This window comes from Hymenobacter negativus (genome assembly GCF_017571495.1).
In the GTDB taxonomy this organism is placed as follows: domain Bacteria; phylum Bacteroidota; class Bacteroidia; order Cytophagales; family Hymenobacteraceae; genus Hymenobacter; species Hymenobacter negativus.
Genome location: NZ_JAGETZ010000021.1, coordinates 31579 through 48820, shown reverse-complemented (window position 1 = coordinate 48820; position 17242 = coordinate 31579). Strand labels below are relative to the sequence as shown.

Here is a 17242-nt window from a genome sequence, read left to right as displayed (position 1 = left end):
GGCTATTTGCGGTTGGGTTGGGTAGCCCGGATAATGCACCGGAAGCCAACCGTGGGCGCCGGGCCGGTGTACTGGCTGCGGGAAGTCACGGTGCAGGCCGTTATCGGGTCACGGTAGCTCCCGCCCTTGGCAATGCCACGCTCCTGAATCATCTCGGCTACATTGCCCAGTAAGTTGTACAGGTGATAGTCGTTGGTAGCGCCGCCATACACATAAGCGGGAGTTGCCAGCCGTAAGAAATATGGCTCAGACTGGTCATAGTTGATGGTTGAGCGGACTGGCCGGCCTTGGTTATAGGCCTTGATATCTGCAAAAATCTGGCTTACCACCACTGTGCTGCCCGAGCGTTGCTTGAGATATGCTGCCGCTTTGGGGTCTATTACGACGGGTAATTCGGTGCATTTGCTGCCGTAGGGCAAACCTCGTTTGACCAGCGCGGCCTGTTCCCATTCAGCTTCGGTCGGGAGTCGGCTTTCTACCACAATGTGCTCGGTCGCTAAGCTATCCGGCGCGCCGGGTTTGCCCCGGTTTATCATCTTCGAGATGACCCGGCTCCGCCATTTGCAGAATGCCAGCACCTGCTCATAGCTAACCCCAACAACTGGGTAATAGTCGTAGAAAGGGTTGGTGAAATAATCTGATACAGGCAGGGCCGCACCTGTTGGCTGGGTATTGTCGATGTCGGTGCCCGAAGCCGCTAGCCGCTGTTGGTAGCGCTTCCACTCAATATTCGGTACCTCGGCTTCGTCTATGGCCCAACCGTCTTTGGTAAGCAAAATGCTGCCCGGCATCCCAAGAGGCAACACTTGCGGCACAGCTTTTAGCGCAGCCCAGTCCATGCGCATCACAAACGAAGTATCGTTGCTACAGCCAGGCGAGGGAACAAACTTGATGGCCTTATAATCATCGAATAATGGCTGGCTAATACCAAATTCGTTGGTCAGATTCCGTAGGCCCGTTGTGGTGCTGTACAACCCCGGTAACTTCGCCGAAGGCGGCCGGGCGCTATAGCAACCTGTAAGAACCAAAGCAGAAATGGCGCCTAGCAAAAAGGCCTGCTTTGAAAGTCGTCTTGCGGCGCGGGAGGACCAGAAGTACATGGAGTAGAAATAGTGGAAGGCTAGCTCAAAATCCGCAGCGAATCGGCATGAATCAGTTGCGACGCTTGGAGCCGTCCCTCACGCGGGCCGTTTTCCAGGTTGAGCACACCACGGGGGCAGGCCGTGCTACACAGCCCGCAGCCCACGCACGCAGCCCGCACCACTGGCGCGCCGCGCTGGGCATATTGCTGCACGTCGATGCCCATTTCGCACACGTTGGAGCAATTGCCGCACGAAATGCACTGCCCGCCGTTGGTGCTGATGCGGAAACGGGAAAAATGCTTCTGCAACAAGCCCAGATACGCCGCCATGGGGCAGCCGAAGCGGCACCACACCCGCGCCCCCATCAGCGGGTAGAACCCCACGCCGATAACGCCCGAAAACACCGAGCCAATGGCGAAGCCGTACCACTTGGCTGCCACATTGCCGGCGTCGCCCAGTAGCGTGCCACCGGTAGCAAAATGTGCCCACAGCAGCGCCGTAATCAGGATTATCAAACCCAGGATGGGGTAGATGAGACGGACTTCCCAGCGCCAGGCCGCCCGGCTTTTGTCGGCAAGGTGGCGGTAGGGGTCGCCGGCAGTTTCGGCCAGGCCACCGCAGCCGCACACCCACGAGCAGTACCAGCGCTTACCAAAATAATAGGTAAGCACGGGCGTCGCCACCAACGACATCACAGCTCCCCAAAACACCATGAATACCCCCACACCGCCATTGTGCAGCAATGAAGTAACCGTGCCGGGAAACAGGTAGTCGTACTTCAGCGGCCAGAAATACGTGAAGTAAAACTCCGGCTGCTGGAAAAACTGAAGCAGCCCCGGCAGCAAAAAAGCAAATCCCAGCTGAAAGAACATCACTGAAGCCGTGCGAATGAGCTGGTAGCGCGAATGCCGGTACTTCCACAGGGCGCGGGCTCCCATCAGCAGCACCGCCAGTGTATAGAACGTGCCGTAGAGAAACCATTGGTCGGCAGGCCGGGCGCGCAGGCTGTGGCTGAAGCCATCGAGCGCGTGCACCAGGTTATTGAGCAGCCCAAAATGACCTAAGCCATCGTTGTCGCTAAACCAGTACAGCACTACATAAAATCCGGTGAGCGCCAAGCCCGTAGCCCAGGCTACAGCGCCCCGCGCGGTGCTGGCCCGCCGCCACAGGTTATCCTGCTGCACCCCGGCCGGGTGCCCGCCAAATTTCAGCCAGCTCCAGGCCAGCGTGCCGCTGCTTACCAAGCCCAGCGCCGCATAAAACCACAGCTGCCGCCGGCCGGGGTCCGCATCGGTCAGGGCCAGGAGCAGGGCCAGCAGCCCGCCCGCTACGCCGGCCAGCGTCAGCTTTTCGGTGGGTGGCGTGGCGGGAAGTGGCGGCGAGACAAACATGCGAAAGTGGCTGAGAATGAAGGATGAATAGGCTGCCAATAAAGCCAGCTACCCGGCTTAATGGTGGTGATGATGGTGCGGCTCGTCCGGCTTGCCAAATAGGTTGATGAGCGTGCCGACGAGGTAGAAGCCCGTCCAGCACACGTACAGCCAGTTGAAGCCAGCCGGGGTTCTGCCCACGAAGAAGTGCAGGATAAGGTGCGCCCCAGCGCTCATCAGCAGGCCCGTGAGGGCAATGAACTGGAAGCTGTTGAGGGCCGAGGGCCGGTAAAGTTTGGAGAAATCCACGGGGAGGAAAGTTAGCGCGAGGTCTCGCTAGGTAAAGCGAGGTTTCGCAAGGTTGACGTTCAATAAAGGCTTCGCATGAGTCCAACTCGCTTTGTTGAAATGATATTAGCGAAACCGCGCAAACAGGCCTTTACGTTGCTTGAGCAACACGGGCTGCTCCGGAAACTGCCGGTTGAAAGCAGCTACTATCGCCAGTTCGTGCTGAGGAAAAAACTCGGGGTCAAAATTAGCCGCGCCCAGCTGCGCCATCACCGTAGCAATGGGCGTACGCGCCTGAATCCACTGCTCACAAACGACTTGGCGCAGGCGTAGACCCATAGCATTGAAGCCCACTACCACATGCGGCGCCTCCGCCCGAAAATAAACGCGGAGCGCCTGTCGACCGGATTCATGCTCCCAATAAAACTGCTGCAGGCCCGCTGTGGCCACTGCCGGGGCCTGCCCATAGGTTTGGTACTCAAGGTTGAAGAACTTGGCCGAGTTGAACCATACCCCACGGCGGTAGGGTGTGGGCTGCCCGCAGATGGTGTGGCCCACGGTTTCGCCCTGCATGCGGCCTGTGTACCACAGTTGTTCAATAGGGACTTCACCCGCAGCGGGCTGCCGGTGCTGGGCACAATCGCCGGCCGCGTACACATTGGGCAGGTTGGTACGCAACAGCTCATCTACCAGGATGCCTTGGTCGGTTTCAATGCCAGCCGCCGTTGCCAGTGCGATGTTGGGCCGTACGCCGGTGGCCAGCCCCACCCACTGGCAGGCAATTTCGTCGCCAGCGGTAGTGCGCACAGCGCGCACGCGGCCCTGCGCATCGCCCAGTATTTCCTGTAGCTCGGTGTTGTAGCGCACCGGCACCTGGTTTTCCTGGAATTGACGGTCGACCAAATGAGCTTCGGCAGGGGGCAGCACTGAGGCCCAGTAATGGCCATCGCGCACCAGCACCACCGGTTCGATGCGGCGGCTGTGCAGCATCTCAGCCAGTTCCACCCCAATGAGGCCGCCGCCCACTACTACGCCCCGGCTTATGCCGTGGGTATCACGCGCCATTGCCTCCAAGTCGGGCAGGCTGTAGAGGCTCTGCACGCCCGCCAGGTGCTGGCCAGGCCAGCCGTAGCGCTTGCTTTTCGAGCCAGTGGCTAGCAGCAGTTGGTCGTAGGGGAGGGCCGTCCCATCGTTCAGAAACAGAAGCTGCTCATCGGGGTTGAGAGCGGTGGCCGTGGCGTGCACTAAACTCAGCCGCTGCTCAGGCCAAAACCAGTCTTCATAAGGCTTGATGTCCTGTAGGCGCAAATGGCCCATGTATACATACATCAGCGCAGTACGGGAGTAATGGTGAGCACTTTCGTCCGATACCAGCGTGATGCGCGCTTCCGGGTGCAGCCGCCGCACTGTCAGGGCACACGTCACGCCCGTAATTCCGTTGCCGACGATGACCAGGTGCATAGTTGCGGGAGCTGAAAGAGTAGACCTCAAATGTAGCCCGAATTGAAGACGTGTGCTGAGTGAGTTCACCCACTAGATGGGCTGACGTGCGAACTACCATCAAGCTTACACAGATAAGCTTATTAATACCGCAAGCTGCTTACGGGAAGTACTCTGTTTTATTTATAAAGTCCTATTAAATAAAATTGATTTCAGTGATGAACCCGTATATTTAAACCATGAACGCCTGCTAATTCAGGTTCGATGACTATTGGTTCAAACTATTTTTGGGAAATATAAAAAGCGAAACATTAAATAATTGTTAAAAATGCATAATCCCCACTGTGGAGGTTGTTTCAATTTGGGAAAGTTGAAAAAGTCTAAATCCGGCTCGGCGCACTCGTAGTAAGTTTAGCTACCGAATTCCCCATCCAACTTCATTAAACTTATTATGAAATCTCTCTACACTCTTGGAAAATTCTGGGCTGTGTTGCTGCTATGCCTAGCTATTGGAAATACGGTGCTGGCTGCCGGACCTACGCCCATTACAGCGGCCAGTATCACGGCACAGACTACGGTCTTTCTGCAAAAGTTTGTGAACAAGGACGGCAAGGTTAACTACGCTGCTATTCAGCGTAGCCCGCAGCTGCTGGATGCCCTCATGAGCGACATCGCCGAGTTTGATGTGAAGAAAGCGGAGATGGCCGACCAGTACGCTTTCTATTTGAATGCCTACAACATCCTGGTTATCGGCGAGATTGTGCGGAACTACCCGCTCACGTCGGTGCAGAGCATGCCGGGCTTCTTCAACCGCACCCGCATGCGGGTAGGCGGCGAACAGTTGACCCTCGACCAGATTGAAACCGACAAGCTGCGCAAAATCTACGACGACCCGCGCCTGCATTTTGCCTTGGTATGCGGCACCACCAGCTGCCCCCGTCTCAACCGCGCCGCTTACGTGGGCAAAGACCTGTTTGTGCAGCTGAACAACCAGACCAAGTTTGCCCTCCTCGACCCGAACTACGTGAAAGTGGACGATGCCACTAAAATGGTGCGTTTGCCGGAAATATTCCAGTGGTACGAAGGCGATTTCAACGCCAGCGGCAAAAGTGGGGTAATGTATGTAAACCAGTTTCGGAAGGAGCACCGTGTGCCCACTTGGTACGCTGTAGAATATTATTCCTACAACTGGACCCTGAACGACCAGAAACTGTCCGACGCGGAAACGGTGGCCAGCAAATAGTGCCGGCGGGCGTAACGGAATGCGAGTGGCTGCGTAAATCAGCTACTTCCCATTTCTTGAGCCCCCTACGATATGATTCCCGATAATATTTCCGGCGACGGCACCGACCCCAACGAAGGCGAGCACGCCGACATCACTGAGAATAAGCACTTCGCCAAAAACGAAGAGCTGGAAAAGCAGAAAGAATACCTGCAAGACCAGAGCAACAACAAAGCCAGCGGCGACCCCACTGCCGCACGCTACACCGGGGCCAACGGCTACACACAGCGCAGCGACCAGAAAGACCAGCTGGAAAACCTGCACATCGGCGGTTCTGATATTACGCCCGGTGGTGGAAATGACCACACTGGTGCTGGCGAGCAAGCCCAGGGCCCGGGCTTCGAGGCCGAAGGCAGCATTGAGCTGGACCACAACCTGCGTACCCGCGACCAGCCATTTGGCGAAAAAGCAGCCACTGGCACCCCTATGCCAGCTGGTAAAAACGAAACCATCAGCGACGAATAGAGGAATTCTGCTGCTGCTAAGTGCACCCCCGCAACGGGGCCGCAATCGCTCGTGGCGCATAGCCCGGTGGTGGCGGCCCCGTGGCTGCGTTGTGGCAGACTCAGGATACCACTGGATTTCGCGGGGATGGAGTATTATCGAACTGATTTGAGCGAAAAAGATTTTGGATTAAAAAAGGAAACTCGGCGGTGGATAACAAAACAAAGAATGTAACTTGCGCAGCCTATTTGGAAAGCTGGCTTTTTAAGAGAAAGCAATTTCAACTAAGCTAAAACGCTCCTTTCATTTTTAAACACCCACATATGAAGTCAGAAAATTTACCCAAAGTCGAAGCCGAACAGTACGACCCAAACCTTGATGCCCAGGACGAAGACGTGTTGTCCGGCGGCAACAACCGCCTAACCTATATTCTGGTAGGGCTAATATTGGCCTTAGTGATAGGCTACGTAGCGCTGCCCAAGGGACAGGGCAGCGGCCTGGCCTCGGTCACGCCCACCTTTATGCTTGATGATGCTGCTGTAACCGCCACCGTTCCCACTGCCGCCGACAGCATGGCAGCTGGTCTCAAAGGTGCCCCGGCTGCAACGGATGCCGACGATGAGCCGGATTCCAAATCAACCAAAAGGATGTCAGTTGCCAAAGCGTCGGGTCAGGCTACTGCCAGCGCAGCCGCTCCTAGTGCTGAGGCCGGGGCAGCCGCTCCGGTTGCCACGGTTGCTGCCGAGCCGGTTGCCGCCGCGCCAGCCCCTGCTGCCGCCCCCGAACCCGCCGCCCCCGCCAACACCACGTTGACTGGTAAAATTGAGGACGAAAACGGACATCCCCTGGTGGGCGCCACCGTGTTGCTGAAAGGCAGCAGCAAAGGCACCAGCACCGACGCCAACGGTAATTACTCCCTGGAGGTACCGGCTGGCGGCGACAATACCCTGATTTACGGCTACGGCGGCTACGATGACGAGGTGCAGCGTGCCCGCGGTAACCAGCCCCTGAACGTGACCCTCACGCCCCGGGCCAAAACGAGCAAGCGGCGTCGCTAATACGTAGTCGGCCGCCAAAAACGTTGCCGGAACGTACGGTGTTGATATAACAAGAAAGGGCCTCCCGTTGCGGGAGGCCCTTTCTTGTGTTAAGGCCAGTGGCAAGCACAGCAGAATAAGCAGCAAAGCCCGGTTGCGGAGTAGTCCCAGCGGAGGCATTCCGCAACCGGGGTTTACAAATTGCTGCTAGCCCTGAAACCTTCGGCCGAATAGGAAGTACACCGGCAGTCCCAGCGCCACCAGGCCCAGGCCCCGGCGTGAAAACTCGGCCGTATCGGGCGCGATGAGCAGGATGAGGCAGAACGCACTGGCCAACACCACGTAGAGGCCTGGCAGCACCGGGTAGCCCCAGGCCCGATAAGGGCGGGGCGCTTCGGGGCGGGTGCGACGCAGCACGAAAATGCCGATGATGGTGACAACGTAGAACAGAATCACGGCAAACATTACGTAATCGAGCAATTGGCCGTAAGAGCCGCTCAGGCAGAGGAGGCAGGCCCACAGGCACTGGGCCCATAAGGCGCGGGCGGGCACACCAGCCCCGTTCAGACTAGCTAGACTGGGGAAGAAAAGCCCGTCCTTGGCCATCGCGAAATAGGCGCGAGCGCCGCTGAGAATGATGCCGTTATTTGCCCCAAACGTGCTGAGCATAATGAGTACGGCCATAACGTAGGCCCCAGCTTTGCCAAGTACCGATTCGGCGACGGCGGTGGCCACCCGGTCGTCGGTGGCGTACTGGATGCCGCGGCCGGCCAGGGTAGTAGCCTCAGGCGAGCCGTGCAGGGGCAGCACCAGCAGGTATACCACGTTGATGAGGATGTAGAGCACCGTGACAATGGCCGTGCCAATGGCCATGCTGCGCACCAACGTACGCTCGGGGTTCTGGATTTCTTCGCCTGCAAAGCCGATGTTGTTCCAGGAGTCGGATGAGAATAGTGAGCCGGACATGGCCATGCCAATGGCAATGAGCAGGGCGCTGCCGCTGATGGGCACGGTGCTGCCGGTTTCACCCGGCGCGGCCGACCGGGTAGCCGACCACAAATCGTGAAAATTGGCGGCAATGGCCTCGTGGTTTATGCCCAAGGCCACTCCAAATAGGATGAGTAGAGCCAGCGCAATAAGCTTGGTACTGCCCAGCACGTTCTGAATAAGCTTGCCAGTGCGCACACCCTGGGCATTGAGGGCAGTAATGCCGATGATGAGGAAAATGGCCAGCAGCTGCACGCTGCTAAACGTAAAACCCCCAATCTGAAACAGTACATGCTTCACGCTGAAGAACGGCAGCAGCACGCCCGTAAATTTGGCAAACGCCACCGCTACGGCGGCAATTACCCCGGTCTGGATGACGAGAAAGAGCGTCCAGCCGTAGAGAAACGCGGTGAGCCGACCAAAGGCCTCGCGCAGGTACACGTACTGCCCGCCCACTTTGGGAAACATGCTGGCCAGCTCGCCGTAGCTGATGGCCCCGGCCATGGTGATGAAGCCGGTGAGCAGCCATACCACCAACAGCCAGCCCGCGCTGCCCACTTGCCGGGCAATATTGGCCGAGACAATGAATATGCCTGAGCCAATCATGCTGCCCGTGACCAACATGATGGCGTCGAAGAGATTGATGGCGCGCTTAAAATGCGGCTGGTCGGATTGGGGTTCGGTCATAAAATCAAAAGGCACGGGGTTGGAAACTCCCCCAAAGAAAAGCGGAAAGACCGCACCAGCCATTTTTGTAGCTTTGCAGTAGCTGGTATAGCGGCGGCAAAGCGCATTTAGGTTGCCACTTTATTACTTTGAGCTAATGCGCAGCTTATTGCTGGTTTTGTTCGGCTGCTGGGGAAGCATTGCGACGCTTCGGGCGCAAGCAGTTGTTTCTATGGATAGTAGTATGTTCCGCTGCGTAGTAAGAACTTCACAAACTGACTACTACTACCGCGAACCGATAGCATTCGACGTCCAGTTAATCAACGATTTCAAGCAGCCTGTGCTGATAGTTGATGGCGAAGTGAGCTCCGGAATGTGGAGTTATTTCCCGGAGCCCGAGTTGCAAGTGTACCGCTTACGTAAGCATCGTCCCAAAGAAAAGATGAGACTAATGTTTCGTAGTACCTGTTTACGGTTCTGGTCTATGAGCGAAGCCCAGAAAGGGTTTGTACTCCTGCCGCCTAATCAGACTCATACCCTGGATTTTGCGCGTGATGCCGGAGTGCCATCGCTATTGTGTTTTTCAAAATCCCACGAACGATTAAGGCCGGGAAACTACGAGGTGCGTTACGTTTATTCAACCTTAACCCACAAGAGTCAAATTCGGGAATTGATTTATTCGCTGGCTGGCCCAGATACGGTGAAACAGGCCAACATAGCGACTTTGCTCAGTCAATTGCCGGCTCTAAATTGGGCTAATACACCAGTTTTCTTAACTATTCGACGCTCAAAATCGGATTAAAACTCGCTGCGGTCGTACCAGCTGCGCATGCGCCACGGGTCGTTGCGGTTTTTGCGCACCAGCACCAGCCGGGCCGTGCCGGAGCCGCTAAACCGCTCGGCGTCGCGCTGCTCAATGGTGAGCAGGAAGGAACGCTCCACATTGGCCAGCGTGTCCGACGAAAGGGTATCGGAAGCGGGTAGGTACTGCGTCCACTGCAAATTGATGGAGCGGGACGCCCGGAAAAGGCGGTAGGTGGTGTTGGCGTCCACATCGCGGGTCCAGGAACGGTCGAGGTTGGCGGCGAAATCGCGGTAGGTGAACCGGAAGCTGGGCGCCAGCAACTGACCATACAGCGTGGAGTCGCGCAGCTGGTACGAGGCGCGGAAGCGGTCGAAGAAGCCCCGCACGTAAATGGGGTTGCCCAGCAGCTCGTTCTGGTCGGCGGGCACCTCGTCGAGGGCCGGCGCGAAGGGATTGCAGGCAGGCACTGTGAGAACCAGCCCAATGCCCGCAAGCAACAATACCGGAAACGACGGGCGCGGGGGCAGGTTCATAATGCGAAATATACGAAGGCCTTTGGCTTAATGAAGATTAAGGAATGGAGAATTGGCGCGTCGTCAGTCGTCCTGAGTACCGCGAATGACCTTGCGATAGCAGAACAATTGGCATTAACTCAACCGGCGCATTTGTAAGAAGGTACTTCGCAAGCTCCGGATGACAGACGATGCGCCAATTCCTTCTTCTTCATGCAGCTACAAGGATGTCCTTAGTGTGAGCTGAAATATTTCTTCAAATCTGTCCAGCACAGACCTGAGCTGGTGCGCTGGTCGCGCCAGGCAACGATGCGCCACTCGTTATTGCGGCGGCGCAGAACCAGGCGGATGTTGCCCTGAAGCAAGCCGGCGTGGAAGGCTGTGTCCTGCTGCGTTACCCGCAGCTGGTACAGGGCCGATACTTCGGCCGAATCGGTGGTGTAAAGCTGGTCGCGGCGGTCGCTGAGGGTGAGGGAGTTGGTGACGCCACCGGCTGTGCGCCGGCGCAGGCTGCTGAAATAGGTGGTTTCTTCCGGCACGCTCCAGTTGGCGAAGAGGGCCGGGGAGGAGCCGGCGCTGGTGGGGTCGGGCACGAAGCGGTAGTCGGGGCCGCTGAGGCTGCGCTCATAATTGGCCACGTTCACGTTCTGCACAGCGGTAGTGAAGTTGGTCAATAAAATATCAATCTGGGTGGGCTGAATCCACTCGCTGGCGGCCACTGAGGGTTCCGGCTCGCGCAGCTGAAAGCAGGCCGGCACGGCTAGCAGCGCCAGCCAAGGGAGGCCGCGGAGGGATTTCAATCCTGTTTTTTCAGACCAGAAATTCATTGCACGGCAGGGGAGGCGTATTCAGCAGAAAGATACGTGGCAAAGGCGACAAGCGGACTTGTCGGGCCTACTGCCGTACTTTCGTCGCCCGTCATCCGCTACCCCCGCATGTCCCGAAAGCTTTTGGCGTTGCTCACGGCGCTTTTGCTGCTGCTCACGCTGGCCACGTACGTCTATTACCGGCGCACCCTGGCGGCCGTGCCCGTAGACCCCTACGCCCTAGTGCCCGACGATGCCGTGCTGGTGCTCAGCACCCACGACCACCCCAACCTGGTGCGCCACCTCCAGGAAACCGACCTTTGGGACAACCTCACCACGGTGCGCTACTTCCAGCAAGCGGCTGGCCACCTGGCTTTGGCCGACAGCCTGGCCGGTGGCAATGCCCGGCGACGCAACAACCTGCTGCGCCTGCTAGGCAAAAAGCTGGTCATCACATCGGTACACGTGACCGGGCCGGGCGAGTTTGATGTGCTCTACCAAGTGCCGCTGGCCCACGTGAGCGAGTACCGGCAGGTGCGCAGCCTGCTCGAAACCCTGGGCCGCGACCCGCGCTACCGCCTCAGCACCCGCGACTATGAAGACCAGGAGCTGACCGTGCTCACCGAGCTGCGCGGCGAAACCAGCATCACCGTGCTTAATTACCGCAACCACCTCCTCATCAGTGCCAACCCGGCGCTGGTGGAAGCGGTGGTGCGCCGCTTGGCCCACCCCGAAACGCCTACCGTGCTGGCTGCTTTCGGCTCCACGGATTTACTTAAGCTGCGCGGACTGGATGCCACCCTGCTTATAAACTACCGCCGCCTGCCGCAGTTTCTCGACGTGCTTTTTCGGCCCGATGTGCACGGGCAGTTCGACCAGCTCACCGGCTTGGTATCGCAGGGCCTGCTGGGCGTGAAGCTGGCCGGTAGCCGGGCCCAGCTGCAAGGCTTTTCGAACCCTGAAACGGCGCACGGTACGCTGCAGCAGCGCCTGCGCGGCCAACTGGCCCAGCCGCTGGCGATGGCCGAAATCCTGAGCACCCGCACCGCGCTGCTGATGCACCTGGCCGCCGCACCCGCCCGTACCTGGCCCCGACCGGACCGCGTCCTAACCGATTCGCTGGGCCACGAAGCTGCACTGGATAGCTTGCGGGCCTCGTTTGGCAGTGAAATGGCCGTGGCGTACCTGGCTGCCACTACGCCGGGGGCCCGCCCCGGCCGGCTGGCGCTGGTGCGCTGCCCGGCCCCGGTCCGCACGGCCCAGTGGCTGGCGCGCCTGCGCCGTTTGGAAGGCAACTCGCCTGCCTTCACCAAAACCGGGCCCTATGAAGTGCACCCGGTGGGCTTCCCGGAGGCGGTGGTGTTGGGACCGCTTTTGGCACCCGCACAGCCGCAGGCCGTGGGGGTGCTGGCGCAGGCGGGCGTGCTGGTGGGCAATTACCTGGTATTGGCCGACGAGCTGACCCTCAACAGCTACCTGGCTGATGTGGTAGCCGGCCACACCTGGGCTAAAACGCCTGCACAGGTATCCTTTTTGCAAGAAACCCTGCCGCGTGCCCGTTTGAGCGTGATTGTGGACACGCGTAATAGCTGGAACGCGCTGCTTGGTGTGCTCACCGAAGACCGTCGGGCCGGGCTCCTCCGCAATGAAGCCCTGTTCAAGCGCTTCTCGCAGCTGGCATTCCAGCTGGCACCGGCCGACAATGAGGTCAGCCCAGACGCCCAGTATTTCACCCAGTTGCTGCTGCGGCATCCCAACCTGGGCCCCGCCACTGCGCAGGCCGGCGGAGCTGCTTCCAACGGCCGGGTGCTGGCCTTTAAGCACACCTTGCTGGGAATGCCCACGCTGGTGCCGGCGCTGGGTACCCGCGTGCCGGCCGTGGTGGTGCAGGACTCGGGCCAGGTGCTGCACTACGTGTCGTCCGACAACGCGGTGCTGTGGTCCGATACGCTGGCGGGGCCGGCGGTGGACGTCAACCTGCTGCCGGCTGGGGGCGGCGTGGCCGGGGGCCTGCTGTTAGGGGCTGGCCACCGTCTGCATTTGTTGGGCAATGAGGGCCAGCCCCTGCTACCTTTTCCCCTCAACCTGCCCGATACCGTGCGGGTGGCGGCCTTGCTTACTGCAGCTGCTGGTGCAGATGCGCCCGCCCGCCTGCTGGCCCTCACGGCCGGCAACGACCTGCTGCTGCTTGACACCAAAGGCCATCTTTATCCGGGTTGGCAGCCCAAGCGACTGGATTTTCCGTTGGCGGGCCGTCCGGCAATTCTCAGCGTGAGTGGGCGGGATGTGGTGCTGGCTCCCTTGCAAAACGGCTACGTCTATGCCTTCGATGGGCAAGGCAACCTGTTTCCTGGGTTCCCCTTGAGCATGGGCGCCCGGCTGGCCGGTGATGTGCTGGCGCAGGCCGGCAGTACCTTGGGCCGTAGCCGTCTCACGCTCATCAACCAACACGGCGAGCTGATTACCTTCAACCTGGCCGGCGAAATCCTCAGCCGCAAGCGCATCACCACCTGGAGCCGCACTGCCCGTTTCCGCCTCGTGCCCGACCAACGGGGCCGCAGCTACGTCCTGACCCGCGAAGACGGTAGCCAACTCGACATCTACAAGCCTGACCAGGCGACGCCGCTGCTCACCCAACGCTTCGTGACGTCGGGGGAGAAGCCGGTTCAATTCTTCGATTTCGGCAAAAACCATCAGGTGGTGGCCGTTACTGAACTGGGGCCGGCGCAGGTATTCATCTACGACAACAAAGGCCAGCTGCAAGGAGCGGCGGCACTGCCCAGCACCGGCAGCGGCATCGGGCTCAACTACGATGCTACCACCGATAGCTACCAACTGGTGCGCATTGTGGGCCGCGAGCTGCGCCGCACCGAACTGAAGCTGATGCAGCCGTAGGAGCCTGATATGGACTTGAAGAACATGGTGACCATGCAAAGCGCTGCGAAGGGCCATTCAACTTTATTAACATCCAAGCAATGACCCCAGTCTACTCCACCGGCCTCGTTGTGGGCAAGTTCTGGTCGCCACATCGCGGCCACCAGCTCCTGCTTGAAACTGCTGCGGCCCAGGTAGCCGAATTAGTGGTATTGGTGTACGCCAACCCGGATTCGGCTACCCAACCGGCGGCTGTGCGGGCGCAGTGGTTACGCGAGCTGTACCGCGGCGACGAGCTGACTGATGGCGCGCGCATTGGCCGCACGCTGCTCCGCGTATTCGCGCTCTCAGCGGATGAAGTGCCGCCCGACGCCGCTGATGACTACACACAACGCGCATTTGTGCGGCAGTGGCTGGCGCGGCAGCACATAAAACCCGATGTAGTTTTCAGCAGCGAAGCCTACGGGCCCGGCTTTGCCGAGCACCTGGGAACAGACCACGTCGCAGTGGATGTAGCCCGCCTAACGGTGCCGGTTTCCGGCACGCTGGTGCGCGCCGACCCCGCCGCATATGCCGAATTTCTGCACCCACTGGTGGCGGCGCAGCTGGGCGTGGTGCCACCGGCCGCCGTGCCCTACGTAGTGTTTCTTGGGGCCGAAAGCAGCGGGAAATCAACGCTGTGCGCGGCCTTGGCAGAAGCCTGCGGCACCGAATGGGTCCCCGAATACGGCCGCACCCTGCACGAGCAGAAAAACGGCAACCTGGATTTTGAAGACCTGCTTTACATTGCCCGCCGCCACGCCGAGCTGGAGGATGAAGCCGCCGCCCGAGCCCACAACGTGCTGTTTTGCGACACCAACGCCGCGACTACGGCGCTATATTCCTACTACTATTTCCACCGCTGCGACCCGGCTTTGCGGGCCATGGCGGCGGTGGGTGGGCAGCGCTATGCGCACACCTTCGTGTGCGCACCCACCGTGCCCTTCGAGCAGGACGGCTGGCGCGGACCAGAGGCACTCCGTAGCTTCCAGCACGGCACCATCCTGATGCAGCTCGAGTTTTACGGCATCCCCTATACCCTGGTGGAGGGCACGGTAGCCGAGCGGGTGGCGCAGGTGCGGGCAGCGCTGCAGGTGTAGCTACGGAGCCAGCGGGCTAAAACAGTAGTAGAGGTGTCAAATCAAATTGAATGCTCGTGCGTACAGGCCCAGGTCGAAGCTGCTGGCAGCGCCTAGCTTCTGGCGGATATTGCGGCGGTGGGTATCGGCCGTTTGAGCCGAAATATGGAAGGCCGCCGCGATTTCGTGTGAGCTGTGCCCCAGGGCCAGGCAGCCCAGCACCTCCCGCTCGCGGGTGGTGAGGCTTGCGAAGGTGGCCGAATGCTGGCGCAGAAAGGTGTTCTCATCGAGCAGCCGCTGCACTTTGGTGGTAATGTGGCTTTTGGGGTCGATGGGAGTCGAGAAACAGATAACCAACAGGGGGCGGCCAGCGGCATCCTGCGCCAGGACTCGCGCGGTGGTCATGTGCCAGGCAAAATCGAGGTGTGGCCCGGTGCGTACTTGCTGGAAGAGCGTGACGGCATAGGCTAAGTCGTTGCGCTCAAGCAGGCCAATTACCTGCGGTACGTATTCGTGAGCTTCTTCGGGGTTGAAGTAGCGCGCATAGTATTCAGGTCCCATGGCCGTAAGCTCTTCCATGGTGACGCCGCCAAGGTCGCGCCGGCCCCGCGACGACATGTAGAGAACCCGGCTGGCATCTCCGCTAAGAATGATAACTGCACCGGGGTATTCATCAGCAAAAGAGGCAATCTCGGCTATTCTATTGGCAATTAATTGTTCATCAGTCATGCTGAAGTCAGAGGAAATTTTATAGATGAGATGCCTAGTAGAACAATTTGGATATAGTTGGAAAGGTTGGCTGGAAAGATAATGTGTGTTTTATGAATTTGGCCAAAAAAACGCTGAACAGCCCAATCTGCCGCACAGACGTTTCGTGACGCAGGTGTATGCTATCCCAAGCTCTTGGCCAAAAAAGCCCCATTGTGATAGGAGCGCTGTGAAGAGCCTGGTCAGCACTATGTGAGTTTAATCCTGTTTTGCTGGTGCGGCTGATTTACGGCCTTTGCCTTCAAATTAAAAAGTCCCGACTGCATAGCCGGGACTTTTTAATTTGAAGGAAGCGTAGTGGAGCTGGCAACGGCTAAGGAAAGCGTCACTTGCTATTTATAAGAAATAGCGTTGCGATTCTACTCTTCGCAAAGTAGGAATTGAAAACTGGCTGGTAGCTGTAGAGGCGCGACTCCTCGTGTCTCAGCCTTGAACGACGCCCACGAAAGAAGACGCGAAGGGCCGCGTCCATAATCGTTCTCGCCGAGGGTAACCGACCGCTTCAGCGGTTTGTGAGCCAGCCTTTGCGGTAGAAATAGTAGAGCTGCATTGCCACCACCATGCCCATAATGAGGATGACTGTGGGGTAGCCCCAGGGGCTGTAGAGCTCGGGCATGTTGAGCGGCAGGTAGTGGCCGTGGCCGTCGTCGCGCTGAAAATTCATGCCATAGAGCCCTACCACGAAGCTCAGGGGGATGAAAATGGTGCTGATGATGGTCAGCACTTTCATCACCTCGTTCATGCGGTTGCCCTGGTCCGACATGTAGAGGTCGGTGAGGGAGGAAATGTTGTCGCGGTAGCTTTCGGCCAAGTCCAGGGCCTGAATGGCGTGGTCGTAGGCGTCGCGGTAGAAGATTTTCAGGCTCTCAGGCACAATTTCCTCGGGCAGGCGCAGGATTTCCGCAATTTTGTCGCGCTCCGGATACACCAGGCGGCGGAAGCGCACCACGTCCTTCTTGATGCGCAGGATGCGGTTGAGGAGGCGGCGGGGCCGGTGTTCGGCAAAAATGGCTTCCTCCAACTCTTCAATGTAGTCGCCGATGGCGGCCATGGTGGGATAGTAGTGGTCGAGCACCACATCGGTGAGGGCGTAGGCGAGGTAGAGCACCGGCTGACGGCGCAAGGTGCTGAAGTTGCTACGGATGCGCATCCGTAGCGGGTCGAGGCAGTCGCTGTAATCGTCCTGAAAAGATAGAACGTAGTTGGGGCCGGTGAAGAGGGAGAGCTGGTCGTCGTCGATTTCGAGCAGCGCCGTGAAGTCCGTCATGCGCGACACCATGAACAAGCGGCTGTCGTCGAATACTTCGACCTTGGCCCGCTGATAGTCGTTGAGCACATCCTCCATTTGAAGCGGATGCAGCCCAAATTCTTGCATGATTTGCTCCATCAGGTGCAGGTCGCCGTAGCCGCGCACGTCAACCCAGTGCTTGAGTTCCGGGTGGGCGTTGAGGTAGGCAACAAGCTCGTCGTAACGGTCGGTGTACTCGTCTTCCTGCAACACCGTGTCGTTGTAGGACATCAGAAACAGGCGCGGCTTAAGGGCATCTTTGCGGATGTTGAGGGTGCCGGGGCGCTGGCCTACTTCCAGCTCGCGGGCCTGACGGGTAGCATCACGGTCGGTGATGCTGAAGCCAGGAGATTCCGTTTCGGCCAAGGCGGGCGAACGGTTGGGAGAGGACGGTCGAAGCGGATTCATGCGATGGGAGAGGGCAAAAGCAGAAGCGTAATTTCGGCGCTTACGGATGGCGGCTTGATGAAGATGC

Annotated in this window: 15 protein-coding genes; 6 read left to right on the top strand and 9 right to left on the bottom strand. The window is 58.8% G+C overall.

What is annotated here, in order from left to right; all coding sequences use genetic code 11:
* Positions 1-2: 2 nt before the first annotated feature.
* The 4 genes from J4E00_RS27410 to J4E00_RS27395 all read right to left on the bottom strand — a co-directional run bounded on the left by J4E00_RS27410 (position 3) and on the right by J4E00_RS27395 (position 4201).
* Positions 3-974, bottom strand: a complete 972-nt coding sequence (locus J4E00_RS27410; protein WP_208178550.1) for a formylglycine-generating enzyme family protein — start codon at positions 972-974, stop codon at positions 3-5.
* A gap of 146 nt (positions 975-1120) precedes the next feature.
* The gene (locus J4E00_RS27405; RefSeq protein ID WP_208178549.1) at positions 1121-2473 is read right to left on the bottom strand and encodes a 4Fe-4S binding protein; all 1353 of its coding nucleotides are present in this window, start codon (positions 2471-2473) and stop codon (positions 1121-1123) included.
* A 57-nt stretch (positions 2474-2530) separates the two neighbouring features.
* On the bottom strand, positions 2531-2761 hold the full coding sequence (locus J4E00_RS27400; RefSeq protein WP_208178548.1) for a hypothetical protein: 231 nt from the start codon (positions 2759-2761) through the stop codon (positions 2531-2533).
* A 105-nt stretch (positions 2762-2866) separates the two neighbouring features.
* Positions 2867-4201, bottom strand: coding sequence for an NAD(P)/FAD-dependent oxidoreductase (locus J4E00_RS27395; RefSeq protein WP_208178547.1), 1335 nt, complete (start codon positions 4199-4201; stop codon positions 2867-2869).
* Between the two features lie 430 nt (positions 4202-4631).
* On the opposite strand from J4E00_RS27395, the gene J4E00_RS27390 reads away from it, so the two are divergent.
* The 3 genes from J4E00_RS27390 to J4E00_RS27380 all read left to right on the top strand — a co-directional run bounded on the left by J4E00_RS27390 (position 4632) and on the right by J4E00_RS27380 (position 6964).
* Entirely contained in the window at positions 4632-5423 is a 792-nt protein-coding gene (locus tag J4E00_RS27390; RefSeq protein WP_208178546.1) for a DUF547 domain-containing protein, read from the top strand.
* A 72-nt stretch (positions 5424-5495) separates the two neighbouring features.
* Positions 5496-5927, top strand: a complete 432-nt coding sequence (locus J4E00_RS27385) for a hypothetical protein (protein WP_208178545.1) — start codon at positions 5496-5498, stop codon at positions 5925-5927.
* 302 nt (positions 5928-6229) lie between these two features.
* Positions 6230-6964: a carboxypeptidase-like regulatory domain-containing protein gene (locus J4E00_RS27380; RefSeq protein ID WP_208178544.1), complete on the top strand. Its 735-nt coding sequence runs from the start codon at positions 6230-6232 to the stop codon at positions 6962-6964.
* A gap of 186 nt (positions 6965-7150) precedes the next feature.
* Here the strand turns inward: J4E00_RS27380 and J4E00_RS27375 are convergent, their stop codons facing one another.
* Positions 7151-8617 (bottom strand): APC family permease, encoded by a 1467-nt coding sequence (locus J4E00_RS27375; RefSeq protein WP_208178543.1) that lies wholly within the window; start codon positions 8615-8617, stop codon positions 7151-7153.
* Between the two features lie 136 nt (positions 8618-8753).
* Between J4E00_RS27375 and J4E00_RS27370 the strand changes: the two genes are divergently transcribed.
* The gene (locus J4E00_RS27370; protein WP_208178542.1) at positions 8754-9398 is read left to right on the top strand and encodes a hypothetical protein; all 645 of its coding nucleotides are present in this window, start codon (positions 8754-8756) and stop codon (positions 9396-9398) included.
* On the opposite strand, the gene J4E00_RS27365 is transcribed toward J4E00_RS27370, so the two are convergent.
* A complete protein-coding gene (locus J4E00_RS27365; RefSeq protein WP_208178541.1) occupies positions 9395-9934 on the bottom strand; it encodes a hypothetical protein in 540 nt (179 codons plus the stop codon). The genes J4E00_RS27370 and J4E00_RS27365 overlap by 4 nt on opposite strands.
* A 212-nt stretch (positions 9935-10146) precedes the next feature.
* Positions 10147-10713, bottom strand: coding sequence for a hypothetical protein (locus J4E00_RS27360; protein WP_208178540.1), 567 nt, complete (start codon positions 10711-10713; stop codon positions 10147-10149).
* A 135-nt stretch (positions 10714-10848) separates the two neighbouring features.
* On the opposite strand from J4E00_RS27360, the gene J4E00_RS27355 reads away from it, so the two are divergent.
* Positions 10849-13614: a hypothetical protein gene (locus tag J4E00_RS27355; protein ID WP_208178539.1), complete on the top strand. Its 2766-nt coding sequence runs from the start codon at positions 10849-10851 to the stop codon at positions 13612-13614.
* An 80-nt stretch (positions 13615-13694) separates the two neighbouring features.
* Positions 13695-14732, top strand: a complete 1038-nt coding sequence (locus J4E00_RS27350) for an AAA family ATPase (RefSeq protein WP_208178538.1) — start codon at positions 13695-13697, stop codon at positions 14730-14732.
* Between the two features lie 36 nt (positions 14733-14768).
* Here the strand turns inward: J4E00_RS27350 and J4E00_RS27345 are convergent, their stop codons facing one another.
* Positions 14769-15440, bottom strand: coding sequence for a helix-turn-helix transcriptional regulator (locus J4E00_RS27345; RefSeq protein WP_208178537.1), 672 nt, complete (start codon positions 15438-15440; stop codon positions 14769-14771).
* Positions 15441-15981: 541 nt separating this feature from the next.
* The gene (gene corA / locus J4E00_RS27340) at positions 15982-17175 is read right to left on the bottom strand and encodes a magnesium/cobalt transporter CorA (RefSeq protein ID WP_208178536.1); all 1194 of its coding nucleotides are present in this window, start codon (positions 17173-17175) and stop codon (positions 15982-15984) included.
* Between the last annotated feature and the right edge of the window lie 67 nt (positions 17176-17242).